Annotated in this window: 12 protein-coding genes; 9 read left to right on the top strand and 3 right to left on the bottom strand. The window is 58.1% G+C overall.

What is annotated here, in order from left to right:
* Positions 1-43 precede the first annotated feature (43 nt).
* From pglX to AQ996_RS06305, 8 genes are all read left to right on the top strand, one after another.
* Positions 44-2,560 carry a BREX-1 system adenine-specific DNA-methyltransferase PglX gene (pglX, locus tag AQ996_RS06335; protein ID WP_055252033.1) on the top strand — a complete coding sequence of 839 codons (2,517 nt, stop codon included), beginning with the start codon at positions 44-46 and terminating at the stop codon, positions 2,558-2,560.
* Between the two features lie 68 nt (positions 2,561-2,628).
* Positions 2,629-2,775, top strand: a complete 147-nt coding sequence (locus AQ996_RS09825; protein WP_156333782.1) for a hypothetical protein — start codon at positions 2,629-2,631, stop codon at positions 2,773-2,775.
* Between the two features lie 14 nt (positions 2,776-2,789).
* A complete protein-coding gene (locus tag AQ996_RS06330) occupies positions 2,790-3,380 on the top strand; it encodes a hypothetical protein (RefSeq protein ID WP_055252031.1) in 591 nt (196 codons plus the stop codon).
* A gap of 176 nt (positions 3,381-3,556) precedes the next feature.
* Entirely contained in the window at positions 3,557-4,525 is a 969-nt protein-coding gene (locus AQ996_RS06325; RefSeq protein ID WP_055252028.1) for a BREX-1 system adenine-specific DNA-methyltransferase PglX, read from the top strand.
* A gap of 23 nt (positions 4,526-4,548) precedes the next feature.
* Entirely contained in the window at positions 4,549-7,257 is a 2,709-nt protein-coding gene (gene pglZ / locus AQ996_RS06320; protein WP_055252027.1) for a BREX-1 system phosphatase PglZ type A, read from the top strand.
* An 11-nt stretch (positions 7,258-7,268) separates the two neighbouring features.
* On the top strand, positions 7,269-9,608 hold the full coding sequence (brxL, locus tag AQ996_RS06315) for a protease Lon-related BREX system protein BrxL (RefSeq protein WP_172674625.1): 2,340 nt from the start codon (positions 7,269-7,271) through the stop codon (positions 9,606-9,608).
* 78 nt (positions 9,609-9,686) lie between these two features.
* Complete coding sequence (locus tag AQ996_RS06310; protein WP_055252026.1) at positions 9,687-11,039, top strand: hypothetical protein; 1,353 nt, start codon at positions 9,687-9,689, stop codon at positions 11,037-11,039.
* Positions 11,040-11,066: 27 nt separating this feature from the next.
* Entirely contained in the window at positions 11,067-11,258 is a 192-nt protein-coding gene (locus AQ996_RS06305; RefSeq protein WP_055252024.1) for a hypothetical protein, read from the top strand.
* A gap of 151 nt (positions 11,259-11,409) precedes the next feature.
* Here AQ996_RS06305 and AQ996_RS06300 read toward each other — a convergent pair whose 3' ends face one another.
* Complete coding sequence (locus AQ996_RS06300; RefSeq protein ID WP_055252022.1) at positions 11,410-12,087, bottom strand: DUF3800 domain-containing protein; 678 nt, start codon at positions 12,085-12,087, stop codon at positions 11,410-11,412.
* A gap of 207 nt (positions 12,088-12,294) precedes the next feature.
* Positions 12,295-13,896, bottom strand: a complete 1,602-nt coding sequence (locus tag AQ996_RS06295) for a potassium/proton antiporter (RefSeq protein WP_055252020.1) — start codon at positions 13,894-13,896, stop codon at positions 12,295-12,297.
* Between the two features lie 253 nt (positions 13,897-14,149).
* On the opposite strand from AQ996_RS06295, the gene AQ996_RS06285 reads away from it, so the two are divergent.
* Positions 14,150-14,989: a metallophosphoesterase family protein gene (locus AQ996_RS06285; protein ID WP_055252016.1), complete on the top strand. Its 840-nt coding sequence runs from the start codon at positions 14,150-14,152 to the stop codon at positions 14,987-14,989.
* Between the two features lie 317 nt (positions 14,990-15,306).
* On the opposite strand, the gene AQ996_RS06280 is transcribed toward AQ996_RS06285, so the two are convergent.
* Entirely contained in the window at positions 15,307-16,881 is a 1,575-nt protein-coding gene (locus AQ996_RS06280; protein WP_253274617.1) for a lipopolysaccharide biosynthesis protein, read from the bottom strand.
* Positions 16,882-17,180 lie beyond the last annotated feature (299 nt).

The raw sequence follows: 17,180 nt of genomic DNA, 5'->3' as shown, positions 1-17,180 counted from the left end.
GCGCGCACCGGTGGCTTATGGCGTTTAGAAAGGCTCATCAACCATGAACGATTCTGCTCTTAAGAGCTTCTGCACCTGGGCCCGTACGGAGCTCATCAAAGGCGTGGAGGCGCAGATGGTGCGCTACGGCATCACCGAACCTGCACCCGCGCCCGTTGGGTCCGAGACCGTTAGCGGCCTGCCCCTAAGTCCGGCTGAGATTGAGCAACGCGACGAACTGCTGCGCATGCAGGCAGAGGTGGGTCACGAGGTGCTGCGCGACCGTGCGGCCTACACCTGGTTCAACCGCATCGTGGCCATTCGCTTTATGGATGCACGCGGATGGCTTCCCAGCCGCATGCGCATACTAAGTCGTGCGGACGGCAGCCATGGTAGCGAGGCCGTGGAGAACGCACTGGACGTGGAGATAGCGACGGCCGATGCCGATCGCATAGCCGAGCTCAAGATGGCGGGCTTGGATGAACCGCTGTGGCGCTACCTGTTTGTTGCTCAGTGCGAGGAGCTTGCCGATTGCCTACCGGGCGTCTTTGAACGCGTGGGCGGAGCCATGGAGCTGCTGTTGCCCCAGGGCCTCATGATGTCCGACGGCGTGGTGGGCAAGCTCAATGCCGTCCTCACTGACGAGGACTGGCGCAAGGGCGTGACCGTTCTGGGCTGGATGTATCAGTACTACAACGCTGACGTTAAAGACGAGTTCTTCAAGTCCAAGCGCAAGGCAGCGGCGGCGGACATCGCGCCCGCCACGCAGCTCTTCACCCCCGAGTGGATCGTGCGTTACATGGTCGAGAACTCGCTCGGCCGTCTGTGGATGCTCAATAACCCGGGGAGTTCGCTGCGCGAGCGCATGGAATATTACATCGAGCCCGATGCTGAGCACGAGGACTTCATACGCATCTCGAGCCCCGAGGAGATAACCCTCTGTGACCCCGCATGCGGCTCGGGCCATATCCTGGTCTATGCGTTCGAATTGCTCTTCCATATGTACGAGGAGCGCGGCTATCGTGAGCGCGAAATTCCCGAGCTCATTCTTACTAAAAACCTCGCTGGCATGGAGATCGATCCCCGTGCAGCGCAGATCGCGGAACTGGCGCTTGCCATGTGCGCCCGCGAGCACGATCGTCGCTTTTTCAAGCGCGCCGTGCGCGCCGACGTTACCGCGCTCTCGAGCATCCCGCTGGGAGAGGACGAGCTCCCGGGCAACAAGAAGCTCGCCGAGGAGCTGAGCCATTTGGGCGAGATCGGTTCGCTGCTCAATCCTTCAGAGGACGAGATCGACGAGCTCAAGGCTGCCGTCGCGAGTTGTTCCGATGACCTTTTTGCCGCTACGGCCAAAACTAAGCTCGAAAGCGCTGCCGCCATCTGCGAGAAGCTGTCCCGTCGTTTTACCTGCACCGTTGCGAATCCTCCGTATATGGGCAGCAGCAGCTTTAATCCATTCATGAGCAAGTGGGTCAAGAGAAATTATCCCGACGTGAAGAGTGACCTGTTCTCTTCGTTCATCGTGCGCATTATGGACTTTGCTGGCGAGCACGGCGAAGTCGGAATGATGACTCCATTTGTTTGGATGTTTATCGGTAGCTACGAGAAGCTTCGAAATAGGCTTATCGATGACAAGACCCTAACCACGCTCATTCAGCTCGAGTATTCTGGCTTTGCAGGGGCAACCGTGCCCATCTGCACGTTTACCTATCACAATTCGCATATCGATGGTTATAAAGGCGGATACGTTCGTCTTGCCGATTTTACTGGCCCCGCGGTTCAGGCTCCCAAGGCGCTGGAGGCCATCCAAAACCCCGACTGTGGCTGGTTCTACCGCCGCAACGCCGACACCTTCAAACAAATCCCCGGCACCCCCATAGCCTACTGGGCCAGCGATGCTCTTGTTGAATCGTTCACAAAAGGAAAGAGGCTCGATGCCATTGCTACTCCGCGACAGGGCTTGGCGACGAGCGATAATGGCCGCTTTTTGAGGAAATGGTGGGAAGTGGTGCCTTCCAACACATCGCGAGATTGCAGTGGCAGGCCCGAGGCAAAGCAAAGTGGTTCCCGTTGGTTTCCGATTATTCGGGGCGGCTCCTATCGAAAGTGGTGGGGTGACTACGATGAGGTGGTTAATTGGTTTGATGACGGTCGGGAGATGAAGGAAGCAATTCTGTCCAAGTATACCTATCTCTCTACACCTGATTTTGTGATCAAGAACCAGAACGACTATTTCAAGCCCGCAGTTTCCTGGTCTAAAATTTCTTCCAGCCTCGCCTCCTTTAGGTTTGCACCTCGAGGGATGCTTTTTGAGGTAGCTGGAGCATGTCTTTTTGCGGAGCCGAATGAGCTTCGATACATCCAGGCTTTCTGCAACTGTTCCATTGCCGAAATTGATTTGGCGTTTATGTCGCCGACTCTAAACTTTGAGGTAGGCCAAATCGGTCAGTTACCGATCATCCAAGATAAGGCCGCCGAACCGACTGTTTGTTCACTCGTTGAAGACTCTCGCTCAATTTCAAAGGCTGACTATGACTCGTTTGAAACTTCTTGGGATTTCAAGCGTCATCCTTTAATTTAGCTGTCTTGTTAGGACTCACCTATCTTTAACAAAAGAACGTCATTGGATAGATTGGATTGAAATTAAATATGTCTGAAAAAAAGAAAGATGACAAGAAAAGAAAAGATGAAGGGGCGGGAGCAAAGAAGCCGGTCACGATTCCTGGACCCATAACAAGGTTAACGCAATTTACTTATGAAAAACCGGCGGGTTTACCTGATCGAAAAACCAAGTAGTAAAGGTGACTTTCATGGGCAAAAAGAACAAGCGACATGACGTCGATAAAAGCGCTCTCTCCAAGGAGGGGCAGATTAGCGATTACTTGAGAGACATTATTCTTTCCTCACTTGAATTTGAAAAAGAGAGGGGGGATAGCTTAAATCGCTACGTTGATAACCTCATGGTTACCATCACGATTCTGTCCGTTGCGTACCTGGCACCTCTCGACTATATTTCAAATATTCAAGGTCTTGAGGAAGTTTATGGGATTTCAACGAGGCAAATACTGTTTGTCTATTTGATTCTTCTTGGTCTTCTTGGCTGTGCTCTTGTTATAGCTGTCAGTGCAATATTTTTAAGGAGCAATATTGCACTCGCATCTCCTTCTGAACAATTTGATAGGTATTCGACTACTTACAAAGAGGCTTGCGACGAGGGCGGGCAAATTAGGGAACGGGACTTGCTTAAGTCCTACTGCTCTTCCCTAAACATTACCTATCGGGCTTACCTTTTGAAACATAACAACATGTGGAAGCGATTGAAAATATCAACTGGCCTGACTGTCCTGTCATTAATCATGGCATTCGTTTTTCTGTCCCATCTTTTATTGACTTTATTGTAGTTGTCGTCTCTCACTTATGGGATTTATTGATAGCCAGACTTGTCCTGAAGATATCGGTCGAGCATCGGAAGGCTTTCGCTGTTTTTCAGCTCACGAGTCTTGGTGTTTATTGATTGATGGAATGGGCTCGGGTTTTCCAACTTCTACTGTATTGATAAATTGAAAGGTCTGTAGTTATGGCCACTTTACTTCAAGATAAATACGAGGCCCGCAAGGCTGAGGTCAACGAGCGGTTTGAGCAGCTTCGCGCTAACGAGGAAGAGCTCAACCGAATCTTTGCCAAGATCTACAACATGGAGGGCGAAGTGCCCATCGAGGTCGAGGATAAGTACGTTTCGGTGGCGCGCATCTTCGATACCGCCGACGAGATTCCCGAGAGCTATAAGGGCAACAAATACGTGCGTACCAAGCGCGACGAGATCAGCTCGCTCATAAGCTATGCCGTGGGCTGTATGTTTGGCCGCTATTCGCTGGATGTGGACGGGCTGGTCCTGGCCGATCAGGGCGCCACGGTCGACGACTATCTGGCAAAGATGCCCAACCCTGACCACGTGACCTTTATGCCCGATGGCGACAACGTGTTGCCCATTACCGATGACGAGTACTTTGACGACGACATCGTGCGCTATTTTATTGACTTTGTGCGTACCGTGTACGGCGAGGAGACGCTCGAGCAGAACCTGGCCTTTATTGCCGAGGTGCTCGGCGGCAAGGGCACCTCGCGTGAGGTCATCCGCACCTACTTTTTGAAGGACTTCTTTAAGGACCACTGTCAGACCTACAAGAAGCGCCCTATCTACTGGCTGTTCGACAGCGGCAAAAAGAACGGCTTCAAGTGCCTTGTTTACATGCATCGCTATCAGCCCGACCTGTTGGCTCGCATCCGCACCGACTATGTGCATGAGCAGCAGGAGCGTTACCGTGCCCAGATCGGCTATGCCAACGATGCCCTTGCCAGTGCCGAGCGCGGCGAGCGCGTGCGCTTGGATAAGCGCGTGAAAAAGCTCAATGACCAGCTCAAAGAGACCATTGGCTACGAGGAGAAGCTGCACCACTTGGCAGACCAGATGATTAAGATCGACCTGGATGATGGCGTTAAGGTCAACTACGCCAAGTTTCAGGATGTGCTGGCAAAGATTAAGTAACTGCAAATACGGTAAGGATATTCATGCCCAAGATCGATGTAGAAGAACAGCTCAAGCTGCGTTTTTTGCAGCCGTTGTCCCCATGCGCGCCGCGCCGTGTTGTGGTTTGGCACGATGCGGACGGTGAGTTTGCTCCTGAGTTTGAGCGATTGGCCGCCGAGGGTTTCGACGGCGCGGGGGCCGATGATGGCGTTATGCCCGCCCACGGTGACTTTGAGCGCCCGGTGCGGTTTGTTGAAGCCTGCGAGGGCCGCATGTTTGCCGTTAAGAAGCTCATCAACCGCGATGACCTTGCGAACGATATCTTGTTGTATCGCCGTTGCCCGCGCGGCAGGCTTGAGGGTGATTGGCTTGCCGATGTTGAGCTGTATGCCGATCAGTTCCAGGCTGACTATCTTTCGCTTTTGGCCGATCAGCTGGGTATCGAGAATGTCGACGCCGTGCGTGAGAGTCTGCGCGAGCACAAGACGTTCTTTGATGCCAAGACCCGCTGCGCTAAGTTTGCCGCGTGTGTTCCGCATGCCGCGGGCGTATCCGATATCGAGCTTGGAATCCTTACGGTGATCTTTGGCGGCAAGGAGCCGGGCGACGCGCGGCCCGCGTTTGTGCTGCGCGGCTGCATGGCCACACTGCTGCACGAGGGCCCCGAGGCGCTGGCTGCGCTGGTGGATAAGTACAGCTTGCGCGACGTCCTCTCTGCCTTTATGCTGCGCTGCTATGGGTTTGATGGGCCGCTGTACGAGCGCGACTCACTGCTTATGCTTGCATCCCATGTGCTCCTTACGGCGGCATCCACCGCGCTTCCCGAGGGGGCGCTCAAGGGACTCGAAAGCTATGTGGCTCCCGCCTACGGCCCCTATTGTCTTGAGGCGGTGCGTACGTGGGACCAGGCCGCCGATGCCCAGGCATCGAGCGAGGACCTATTTGAGATCTGCCGTTTGGTAGAGGATGCCCGTGGACTCTTTGCGCGGTTCGAGACCCTGCCAATCGATGCGTTGGTCTCGCTTGACGTGTTCCCGTGCGTCAACGAGGCTGTGCTCTCACAGTTGTTCAGCTCGTTTGCTCAGGGCGCGGACCGTGTTGAGAGTGCGCGCGCATTTGCTGCGCGCCGTTGCGACCTAAGCTGGTACCGTCGTGTTGAGAGCTACTTTGACCTACTTGCTGCCGTGGCCGATATGTGCTCTTTTAGGCAGACACACGCGGGTGGGTTCCATCTGGCGCAACCCCAGCAGGTGTGGGATGCCTACACGTCCGATTGGTATGCCATGGACGCTGCCTATCGCCACATGTGCACCGCGTATCTGCGGGTGCGCTCCGTCGAGTGCGATGCGCTCGAGGAACCTGCCCGCGCTGTGGCGGACTGGGCGGAGAATCTCTACAGTAACTGGTTCTTGGCGGATGCCAATGCCTGCTGGGCGGTCGCTGCGCAAGGGGAGTGGGCCGATTGCGGCTACATCGATGGCCCTGCACGGCAGGATGAGTTCTACTGGCATGTGCTGCCCACCTTTGTGGGCTCTGCCAAGACGACGGTCGTTATCGTAAGCGACGCGCTGCGCTATGAGGTGGCCCGTGATGTCGCGGCGCTTCTCGAGCGCGAGCGCGGCGGCAACGTCAGGGTTTCTAGCATGCAGGCGGTCTTTCCCTCCATCACCGAGGTGGGCATGCCCGCGCTGCTGCCGCACCAAGCGCTTGAACTTGCAGCGGATGGCTCGCTTGTGTTGGCTGACGGCATGCCCACCGCAACGACTCCGCAGCGCGAGGCCGTGCTTGCCCACGTTGAGTCTACGGCCCGCGCTTTGCGCTCGAGCGCATACCTCAACATGGCGGGAACCGAGCGCAAGGCGCTGCTCAAGGACTCCAAGCTCGTTTATCTCTACCACAACAAGATCGATGCTACGGGCGAGAAGGCCGCTACGCAGGATGACATCTTCGATGCCTGTGCGGACACCGTGGAGGAACTTGCTGCGTTGGCGCGTCGCGTGTGCACCGACGCCCCGGGCGCGCGTGTTGTTATAACGGCGGACCACGGCTTTATCTACACGCGTCGGGAGCTCAGCGAGTGCCAGATGCTCGGCAAGCCGGACCTTCCCGTCCTTGACGCTCCCGTCATGTACGGCAAACGTCATCTGGTGGCGCCCAACGAGGCCGTGGGCGAGCTTTCGTACGAGGTGCGTGGGGTGTTTGTTAATGTTAACATGGGACGTTTGGGTGCCGGTTTTGAGGGGTTTGCCCCGCGCGAGAACGTGCACTTCAAGCGTCCCGGCGGCACTAACAACTACGTCCACGGCGGCATGAGCCTGCAGGAGCTCTGCGTGCCCGTTATCGGTTTTTGGCGTGCGCGCTCGGGTTCCAAGGACTTTGTCGACACGCGCGCGGCGACGCTGCGCGTGCTAAGCGAGGGACGCCGAGTGACCAACTCGCTCTTCTCGGTCAACTTGATCCAGGAAGAGCCTGCCCAAGGTAAGGTCTTGCCGTGCGAGTACGAGCTGGTGTTTACCGATGCAAGTGGCAACGAGGTGAGCGATACGGTCAAGGCGCATGCCAACAAGACTTCTGTTAACTCGCAGGAGCGCGTGGTGCATGCCAAGTTTGCGTTGCATGCAGCGGATGGATTCTCGGCCAAGGGTCCGTACTATCTGGTCTGCCGCGAGCGCGAGACGGGCAAGATTGTTTGGCGCGAGACGTACACCATCGCTGTTTCGTTTGCCCCTGTTGCTGACTTTGGTTTTTAGGAGTGTGCCCTATGTTTGATAGCCATGATGACGATCTGTGGGAAGTTCCCTCGATTGATGTGAATGTGCCGGTGGAGACTGTGCCCGCGGTGGAGGCTGTGCCCGCTGAGGCCGTGGCGCCCGACGAGGAGGCTGCGCCCGCCGATGCCGTGGCGCCCACCGATGACGAGCTTTCGACCGATGACTATGCCCAAACCGTGGCCGACGCTCCCGAGGACGACGGTTACGACATGGATGGACTGGACGGCAAGCTGCTCGAGCACTTTGGTGGCAAAATCGTGCGCAAGGACCTGACGGCCCTTATGAAGCGCGGCGCCAACGTGCCCACCTTTGTGCTGGAGTACCTGCTGGGCATGTACTGCTCAACCGACGACGAGGATGCCGTGGCGGAGGGCCTGGAGCGCATCCGCAAGATTCTCACCGATAACTATGTGCGCCCCGACGAGTCCGAGCGCATTAAGTCCAAGATTCGCGAGCTGGGTCGCTTTACCATCATCGATAAGGTGACGGCCAAGCTCGACGAATACAAAGACATCTACGTGGCGTCGTTTGCCAATCTGACCATTGAGCCGTTTGTGATGCCGGCCGAGTACGTGCGCGACTATTCCAAGATTCTGCAGGGCGGTATTTGGTGCATCATGAGCATCGAGTATCGTCATCCCATGGAAGAGGAAGACGAGTTTGGCATGGAGGTCTTTGGCGATGATGCGCCGCGCCGCTCCAAGGCCAAGCGCAAAAAGCGCGGACCCGAGGACTCTCCGTTTAGCGTGGCGTCGCTCACGCCCATTCAGATGCCCAACCTGGACCTGGATGCCATGATCGACGAGCGCCAGTATTTCTCGCGCGACGAGTGGCTCAACATGCTGTTGCGCTCTGCCGGCTATGAGCCCAGCGAGCTTTCGGAGAAGGAGCGCCTGCATTTTATCGAGCGTATGGTGCCGCTGATCGAGCGCAACTACAATCTGTGCGAGCTTGGTCCCCGTGGCACCGGCAAGAGCCATATCTACAAAGAGGTTTCGCCCTACGCCATTTTGCTTTCGGGCGGGCAGACCACCACGGCCAACCTGTTCGGCCGCATGAACTCCATGCGCGCCGATCGCGTGGGCTTGGTGGGTCACTGGGATTGCGTGACGTTCGACGAGGTCGCCGGCATGCGCTTTAAGGACACCAATGCCGTGCAGATCATGAAGGACTATATGGCGAGTGGCAGCTATGCGCGTGGCCGCGACCAGATCAATGCCGATGCCTCCATGGTCTTTGAGGGCAACATCAACGACACCGTGCAAAATGTCCTTAAGACCACGCACCTGTTTGATCCGTTCCCGCCGGAGTTTAACAACGATTCGGCCTTCTTCGACCGTATCCACTATTACCTGCCGGGTTGGGAGATTCCCAAGATGCGCTCGAGCCTGCTGACCGGGCATTATGGCCTGATCACCGACTGCCTGTCGGAGTTTTGCAAAGAGATGCGCCGCAAGGACTTTACGCACCATATCGACCGTTACTTCCGCTTTAACAGCGACTTCAACAAGCGCGACGAAATCGCCGTGCGCAAGACCTTTAGCGGCCTCGCCAAGCTGCTGTTCCCCGACGAGGCCATGGACAAGGATGACGTGCGCTGGCTGCTGGACTACGCCATCGAGGGCCGTCGCCGCGTAAAGGAGCAGCTCAAGATTATGGCGGGCGTCGAGTTTATCGACGTCAACCTGGGCTATATGGATGCCGACAATCCGCAGGACGTGCACGTGGTGCGCGTGCCGGAGCAGTCCGAGGATACGTTGATTCCCGATGGCCCGCTGCTGTCCGGTCACGTGTTTGGCGTGGGTAGGTCGCAGGGCGGCGAGGTTGCCGTGTACAAGCTGGAGAACAAGGCTGTCGCCGGCGAGTGCAAGTTTAAGCACGAGGGCGTTGCCTTTAACAAGCCGGTGCGCGATACGCTGGAGGCCGCGTTCGACAACTTTGTGAACCTGGCGAACCGTGTGGCGCCGGGCATGCACATTGGCTCAAAGGACTACCTGCTGTTCTATAACGACCTGCAGAGCAAGGGTCTGTCCGAAGAAGTCTCGCTTGCCGAGTTTGTGGGCCTGTGCTCCGCGGCGTGCAACCGCCCGGTAATGTCCGCGCTGGCGGTTCCGGGAATCTTGCGCATGTCGGGCTCTATGGACGAGATTCGCGGGCTCGAGGACATTATGCGCGTGGCCAAAAACGCCGGCGCCAAGCGCGTGATATTGCCGCTGAGCGCCATCGCGGGCCTGCAGAGCGTTTCCTCCGAGATTATCTCGGGGTTGAGCCCGGCGTTCTACATGGATGGCGACCCGGTCGATGCCGCGAAGAAGGCGTTGGATCTGTAGGGGTGCGAGCGTGCGGGGCGTCCGGTGCTCGGGCGTTCCGCGAACATGTTGGTGCGTAGTGCGTGAGGAGGCCTTGCCATGGCGGACGAGCGTTCTGTTGGTGAGCTGCTCGACGAGCTGTTTGGCTTTGAGTCGGTGGCCAAGCGTCAGACGGCGCTTGAGCAGTACAATCGCGGGGAGCTGGTGCGCAAGGCGCGCTCCCGCGAGCTGCTGGGCGTGATCGAGGGCGTTGAGACTGCCGAGCGCGCTGCACGCGAGTCTGCCGTGCAGGCCGTCGACAGATATGTACGCCGCGTTGAGGCCGAGTCGCTTGCGCGCGCTCGCAAGCAGGTGGGCGTTGTTGGTCCGTTGCAGATGGAGCGGCGCTACGCTGCCTTTTTGCGCATGGAGGACAAGGCCGAGCTGTTGGCCCGCTTGGAGCAGACGCTTGCGTTTATCGAGGTAAAGTTGCGTGCCAATACGGCGGACAGGGTTCGTGCGGCATACGATGCTGCGGGGGCTTTGGTGTTGCAGGGCGCGGCGCGTCTGAGTGACGTGCGCGTTGTGGATGCCGCACCCTTGGATGCCGATCTGCTATGCACGCAGCTGGAGCAGCTGCGTTGCGCCGCCGATACAACGGACCTTGCCGGCATGATCACAGCGACGTTTGAGTCCGAGCTGAGTGCGACCGGCCCGCAGGGTGCTGACGCGTTTGCGAGTGATTTGGCTGGCGATGTGGCGCTGGAGTGCGAGCTTACTAATGTGCGCGGCGCTGCGCAGCGAGCGCGCTTGGCAGCCCAAGCGTATCGGGCCGAACGCGCTGCCCGCGTTGCAGGGAGCACGGTGGAGCCGGTATCGTTGCCGGGGCTTGTTTGCATTACGTGCGAGACGGGGTGCGATGCCGGGGAGCTTGCCGAGTTGCTCGCTCAGGTTAAGAAGTCGTTTGAGGCCTATAGGCGCGTTGTTACCGACGGCGGGTTGTTCTGTGCCTTTGGTGCCGGTTCGCCGCATGGGATTTGCCGCGGCAGTAGCTATTTCGACTACGATGATCGGTTTGACGAAGACGTGTTGGTGGGCGAGTATGACGGTGCTACCAGGCACAATGTTCGGCGCGAAGTTGCGATTCCCGAGCTTGTGGACGAGGCTTCGGCCGACGGCGGCAACTCGCTCGAGGTTGCCGTGGCGCGCATGCGTGAGTTTAACGGACGGCGCTACGATGGTGTGCTGGACGAGGATCCCGCGCGCCATGTGAATGCGTTTTGGTATGGACTCAAAAAGCTCAGCCAGTATTGCGAGGCCGCCGTGCGTGTGGACGAGCGTGCTTGGGATTGCTTTATCGATAAGGTGCAGTTTGCCTACGACGAGCCCGTGGGGCGTTTGGCCACACAGATGGATGACAAGCAGGTTGCGGCTTTTGTTGCCGCCGTGAATGTGCTCGGCGCTGCCGAGTAGGTGCCTGATCCGGTAAGGGGTTTCACCATGAAGATCGATGTTGATGTTGACCAGCTGCGCGAGGGTTTGCTCGACCGTGCGGGGAGTGCAGCCGGCGTGGGCTTTCCGGCTGCCATGCTCGACGTGGTAGATATCGAGGACGAGTCGCCCCAAGAGCTGCTGGCACGAGCCGAGCGCGAAGGCCTCGATCTCCGCGACTTTGCTGTCGATGACGATTAGCAATGTGACAAAGGGACAGTCCCTTTGTTACATGGGGGACTGAGGCGACTTTCCGCATACGCATGAAAATGCCGGGGGACATCCCCCGGCTCTTGGAGGTCCCTCTATTCGAGGGTACCGGAATCTATATAGCAGAAGCCGCGTGCCGGGTCTACACGAGAAGTTTCGCCCGAATCTTTCTAAGATGATTTTTCTTGAAATCACGATAGTTTCCAAAGAAGATTTGCTCGGTATTTGATTGCTCGGAGTGTTCATATTTAATTTGCGCTAGTTCGATTTCGCAGATGTAGTCAGCAATTTGCTGCAGCCTAAAGAGCTTCGGGTCACATTCTTTATAAATGACCGTCTGCCTTCCGAGGACGTATTCGAATGCGGCGTGAAGGATGGCCGTTACCTCGTTTTGCCCGTCGTCGTAATAGATTTTGACAGCGTCATAGATTTGGAAACACTGAAGTCTGTCGAACAAAAAGAGGATTAAGTCACGACGCATTCTTGCGAACATAGTCGCATCGCTTTTGAACTTGTTTCTTTGGTAGCTGAACGTCATGTATGTGACGGGGCATTTGTTGGCAAATGTTGCAAAACTCGACAAAAGGCGATTCCGCAAGTGGGTGTCCATGCCCCTGTAGGATTCATTGCCATGCATCAGGGGATTCATGTGCAGGGGGATATCGGGAAGCCCACGCGATCTAAGCGCGTGTTCGTAGCGATAAATAATCTCAGCAACTGAAGCTGACTGGTCATGGAAAACAAGCGTAACGAGATAGTACTTAGCGCTTTGCCCTCCGTAGTTGCCGGATTCGTCGACGAAGACGGAAAGCTCCCTCATGATGCAGTCTCCCTAAAAACAAAAATGCCGGGGGGATCCCCCGGCCCTTGACTGCCCTCCATAAAGGAACGCAACCCTTTTATACCACGAGACGAGGAGTCTATTCAAGTAGAAATTATAATGACCAAACACATGTTCGTCAATCTACCTGCGGGTATGGGAATATGAAAAAGGGGCTGCCCTTTGCCATATTACTGCCTCTGGCCCCTATGACGCCAGGGTGGCGATGACGGCTTCATCGCCGGCGTATATGAGGGTGTTGCCGTCGGGGATGATCGTCTGGCCGTCGCGTTTGAGCATCACGACGATAAAGGGATGCTTGCCTTGCGGCACATCGCGCAGGCGCTGACCAGCCAGGCGACCGTGGGGAGTCACGGTGACCTCGCGCAGCATAACCTCGGCACGCTCTTCGAACGTTGGGGCTGCCATCACCAGCAGATCGCCTTCTTGGATCACGGTGTCGCCATTGGGCAGTACCGGGTGCGCCCCGTCGCGCAGCACCAGGACCACGAGCATGTCGGTGGCGCTGCCAATGTCCGCGAGCGAGCGTCCTGCAAACGGATGTCCAGCGCCCACCTTGAGCTTTACAAACGACATGCCGTCTTCGTCGCGATAGTCGTTAAAGGTGCGGCGTACGTCGCCGGTCGCATCGATCATATCGAGCTTCTTCGCCACCGCCGGCAGCAGCGAGCCCTGCACCACAATGCTCGACACGGCAATCACAAACACCAGGTCAAATAGGTCGTGTCCGCCGGGAACACCTGCCACCACGGCAAAGAGACTAAAGACGACCGAAGCTGCTCCGCGCAGACCCGCCCAGCTTACGAGCGCGACCTGGCGGGGGTTCGTCTTAAAGGGCGCCAGGAGCATGCCGACGGCGATGGGACGGCTCGCAAAGAGCATAAACGCCATGAGCGCCAGGCCCGGCAGCAGCATTTGCGGCAGGCGGGCGGGCGTCACGAGCAGGCCGAGCAAGAAGAAGATCGTCATCTCGGCCATCTCGGTGAGGGTGTCAAAGAAGTGCGCCAGCTCGACCTTGCCGGTGATGTCGCTCGCGCCCAGCACAATGCCGGCCAGGTACACGGCCAAAAAGCCGTTGCCGCCCAGGTAGCTCGGCAGCGCGTAGGCGACGATTGCCACGGCGAACAAAAAGATGGTCTGCGCGCCCTCGGCTGTTGCGCGTGCGCGTTCAATCAGGTGGCCCGCCGCCCAGCCGATGGCAAGGCCCAGGCCCACGCCCAGGATAATCTGCTTGGCCAGCAGTGTGGGAATGTTGATGTCGCCGCCGGCTGCGAGTGTGGCGAGCACGGCGGTGAGCATGTAGGCGACGGGGTCGTTGGAGCCCGATTCGACCTCGAGCAGCGAGTCGGTGCCGCCCCTCAGCGAAAGGCTGTGCTCGCGCAGAACGCTAAAGACGCTGGCCGCGTCGGTGGACGCCACAACCGATCCCAGCAGCAGGCCGCCGATCCAGTCGAAGCCCAGTACAAAGTGCGCGAACACGCCGGTAATGCCGGCAGTGATGACGACGCCGAGTGTGCTCAGCAGCACCGCAGGCGCGGCGACGGGTTTGGCGCGGTCGATGTTGGTGTTAAAACCGCCGTAGAACATGATGAACAGCAGCGCCGTGCTGCAGACGGTTTCGGTGAGCGCGTAGTCGCTAAAGTCGATGTGAGCCGGCCCGTTGACGCCCAACAGCATGCCGAGCGCGATAAAGATGAGCAGGGTGGGGAAGGGGAGTTTTTTGCCGACGGGTTTGATGGTCAGGCACAAAATGATGACGAGGCCGATAAAGAGAAGGATCTGGTTCATGGATGGTGTCCGCTCCTGGGTGGTTGGCGTGGCACGGTCAGTTGTCTGCGGTTATTTGTACCCAAAGGTGGTGGGTTTATGGGGTTGGATTGCGGGCGTGCGCGATATCGTCATAGACGGCTGCCGTCTTTGCCTCTGCTCGGAAACCCTTTCCAGCTTTATTGCAACGGAGTACAATGGGTAACGTTTAAGTTCAACTTGAAGTTTTAGTTGCGGCGCCGGGCTTAGACCGCAATGCAAGGAGAGGCGTACCATGGCGATCTATGTGACATCTGATGCTCACGGGCACGTGCGTGCGCTTGACGAGGCCCTGTCTAAGATCTCGTTGACGTCCGACGACACGCTGTACGTGCTGGGCGACATGATCGATCGCGGGCCCGATCCGGTCGGCGTTATTAAGCTCGTGCGCTCGCTGCCCAACGCCCACGTGCTCAAGGGCAATCACGAGCAGATCATGCTCGATGCCATCATTGGCCAGGACCCGCTCGATGCCGAGACCTGGGATATCAACGGTGGCTGGACGACGAGCGAGCAGCTCAACGACATGGAATTTGAGGCATACGAGGAGCTCGTGCGATGGATGGCCGCGCTGCCGCTCTACGCGGTGGCCGAGACCGAGGAGCGCCCGTACCTGCTGGTGCATGCCGGCATCCAGACCGAGGCGGCGCGCGCGTTTTTGCTTGAGCATGGTGTCGATTGCGGTGACGGCAGGGGAGCGGTCGATGCCGATAGCGAGCTGCTGCGGCAAATGCTCGCCGTGCAGTCGTCCGATGACCTGCTGTGGATTCGTCACGGCTATTGGGATGCGCCGACGGGACTGCTTTCTGCCGAGGGCGAGGGCCCGGTCGTGGTGAGCGGCCACACGCCCACGGTGTCGCTTGGGCGCTATTGCGAGGTTGGCGGCCTGGCGGGGCTCGATGAGGAGTCGGGCCGCGGGCAGATTGTGCGCCTGGGTGGCGAGGATACCGCCGGCGTGCCCGATCGCATCGACATCGACTGCGCCGCCGCCACCGGCTCCGAGTTCGGTCGCGTGGGCATCCTGCGGCTCGATGATGGGGCGGAGTTCTACGCGAACATCAACCCGGGCGAATAATCGGTGCAAGTGGTAGCTAATTTGGGACGGGGCTTTTTTGACTACTCTTGCCCTTCTGCCCGCTAATTGATTTCTCTGGGACGGGGATTAAATAATCATTTGGCTGCCCGCTGGCTAAGTGAGTAGACTTTTTTGGAAATGCCGAGCACCCAACATATTTGCCTCAATAAAACCGCAGGTCACAGACTTGTGCTCTGTCGGTGTGGTCAGGGATTCGGTAAAAATCTACTCACTTAGTTTTACGTGATGCATATTGTCTTCAACGAGACCCCAGCCGGGGCGATTCCATCGCAAATTCCGGTGACCGGGGCAGCTAATTAGGCGCCGTACGGGTTCCGGTCGCGCTCGATGCGCTGGCGGATGTGGGCGTACTCGATTATCAGCAGCACCAGGAGTAGGGCCATGATGGCTAGGTAGCTCACCACGGCGCCCATCAGACCCAGCAGCTTAATCAGGATCACCGGCAGCACCACGCTTACGGCGAAGCAGATCAGGTAGATCTTGGTGACATCGCCGGCGTGGCGCAACACCGTGATGATGGCGTAGATAAAGTCGATTGCCGCGGTGACGCCGCCGGCGACAACCATTAGCAGTGCCAGCGTGCGGTAGCGCTCAAAGTTGAGGCCGTACATAAAGCTCATGATGGGGATGCCGGGGCCTGCCATAAATGCGGCGCACGCTCCGGTAATGACCACGATCAGTGCCATAACGGCAACAATAATCAAGTCAAAGCGGCGACGCTTGCGCGGATTCGCCCAAATGCTCGACAGACGTAGGAGCTGCGGTTTATAGATAAATCCAATGCTCAACAAAATAGCCTGCGCCGGAAAGAACAGGGCATTAAAGTACAGCTGATACTTGTAGGCCAGCGTGCCTTCCATCACGAACTTGGGCATGCTCTCGATAAGGTTGAACAGGAACAGCGCGCCAAAAAGCGGGGCGCACTGGATAAACAGGTGACCGACCTCGCGCAGGCTCACGCGGCGCGATTTTTCGGTTTCGAGCAGGGCGAGCGGCGCGGTGACCAGAACGAGCGAGGCGATCGCGGTAACACCCATGGCCATGGCGGCGATGGGCATGCTGCGCGTGAGGAACAGTACCACGCTAAAGACCGCGATGACGCCGACGGATCGTAGCGTTTGGCTCATGCCGGCCAGGTAGAGTTTGTCGGCCTGCTGCAGGCGGCCCTCGTACACGTCGGCAATGCCGTCGATCACCTTATACAGGTAGACGCCCAGGCCGATTGTGGCCATCTGCGCATCGTAGCCGCGGGCGCTGCTGTATACCAGGCCGCATGCCAGCGCGAGCGCTCCGCAGATCCAGCGGTTGAGCTGGTAAGAGGCAAAGGACGTCTTTTCGTCGATGTCCGAGACCTGGAAATTGCGCACGCCGTAGTTGCACGCGATCATGATGAGCGTGCCGGTGACAAAGGCGATGGAGAATTTGCCAGCCTCCTCGGCGCCCACGAGCTGTGTGGACACGATGGTGAGCAACGGAAACGCCATGCCCCATACGGCGGTGCCCAGGGTATTCCAAAGGTAGTCGCGACGGGTGGCGTGATCTTCGTACTCGGCTTCTTGCGTGGAGAAGCCGCCGCCGTAGACGGCTCCGAGCAGGCGGTTCCACCAGGCATTGACCATGCGGTGGATGGGGCCGGGCTGGCGATCGCGCTCGCGGCGACGGCGTGTGGCCTGGCTGCTGTCGGGACCGCCGGCGTTACGCTGGCTTAGCTCTTGGATTCGTGCGAGCTCCTCGGCGGTGTGCGATGCGGGGAACAGGCCGTTCTCGATGCGTCCGCCCTGCCCGTGCGCCCCGTCCGATACGGTGGGGTCGGCGACGCCATTGCGGCGGGCGATGGCGCGGCGAATGCTATCGATGGGCGTGATGCTCAAAGCGGAGTCCTTTCTATTGCTGCGCTCTAGTATAGACGCGACGGTGTTCGTTCGTGTTTTTGAACAGGTTGTTCGATAATTTCGGCGGCGCCATTCAGTAGCCGGCACTTGGGGACGTTCCTTATGTGCCGGCACTTTAGGAACGTCCCCGAGTGCCGGCATCCGGGGACGCTCCTTGGTTGTTGCCTGTTCAAGGCTGTCCCCAGCGACTAGTCGTTTAAGAACGTCCATTACAGTCGAAATTGTCAGCCCGGGACCGTCTCGGGCTACGATTGAGGCGCGCCCAGAACGGGCCGCCG

Source organism: Collinsella aerofaciens, from assembly GCF_001404695.1.
Taxonomy (GTDB): domain Bacteria; phylum Actinomycetota; class Coriobacteriia; order Coriobacteriales; family Coriobacteriaceae; genus Collinsella; species Collinsella aerofaciens_E.
This window is presented reverse-complemented; position numbering and strand designations above follow the sequence as displayed.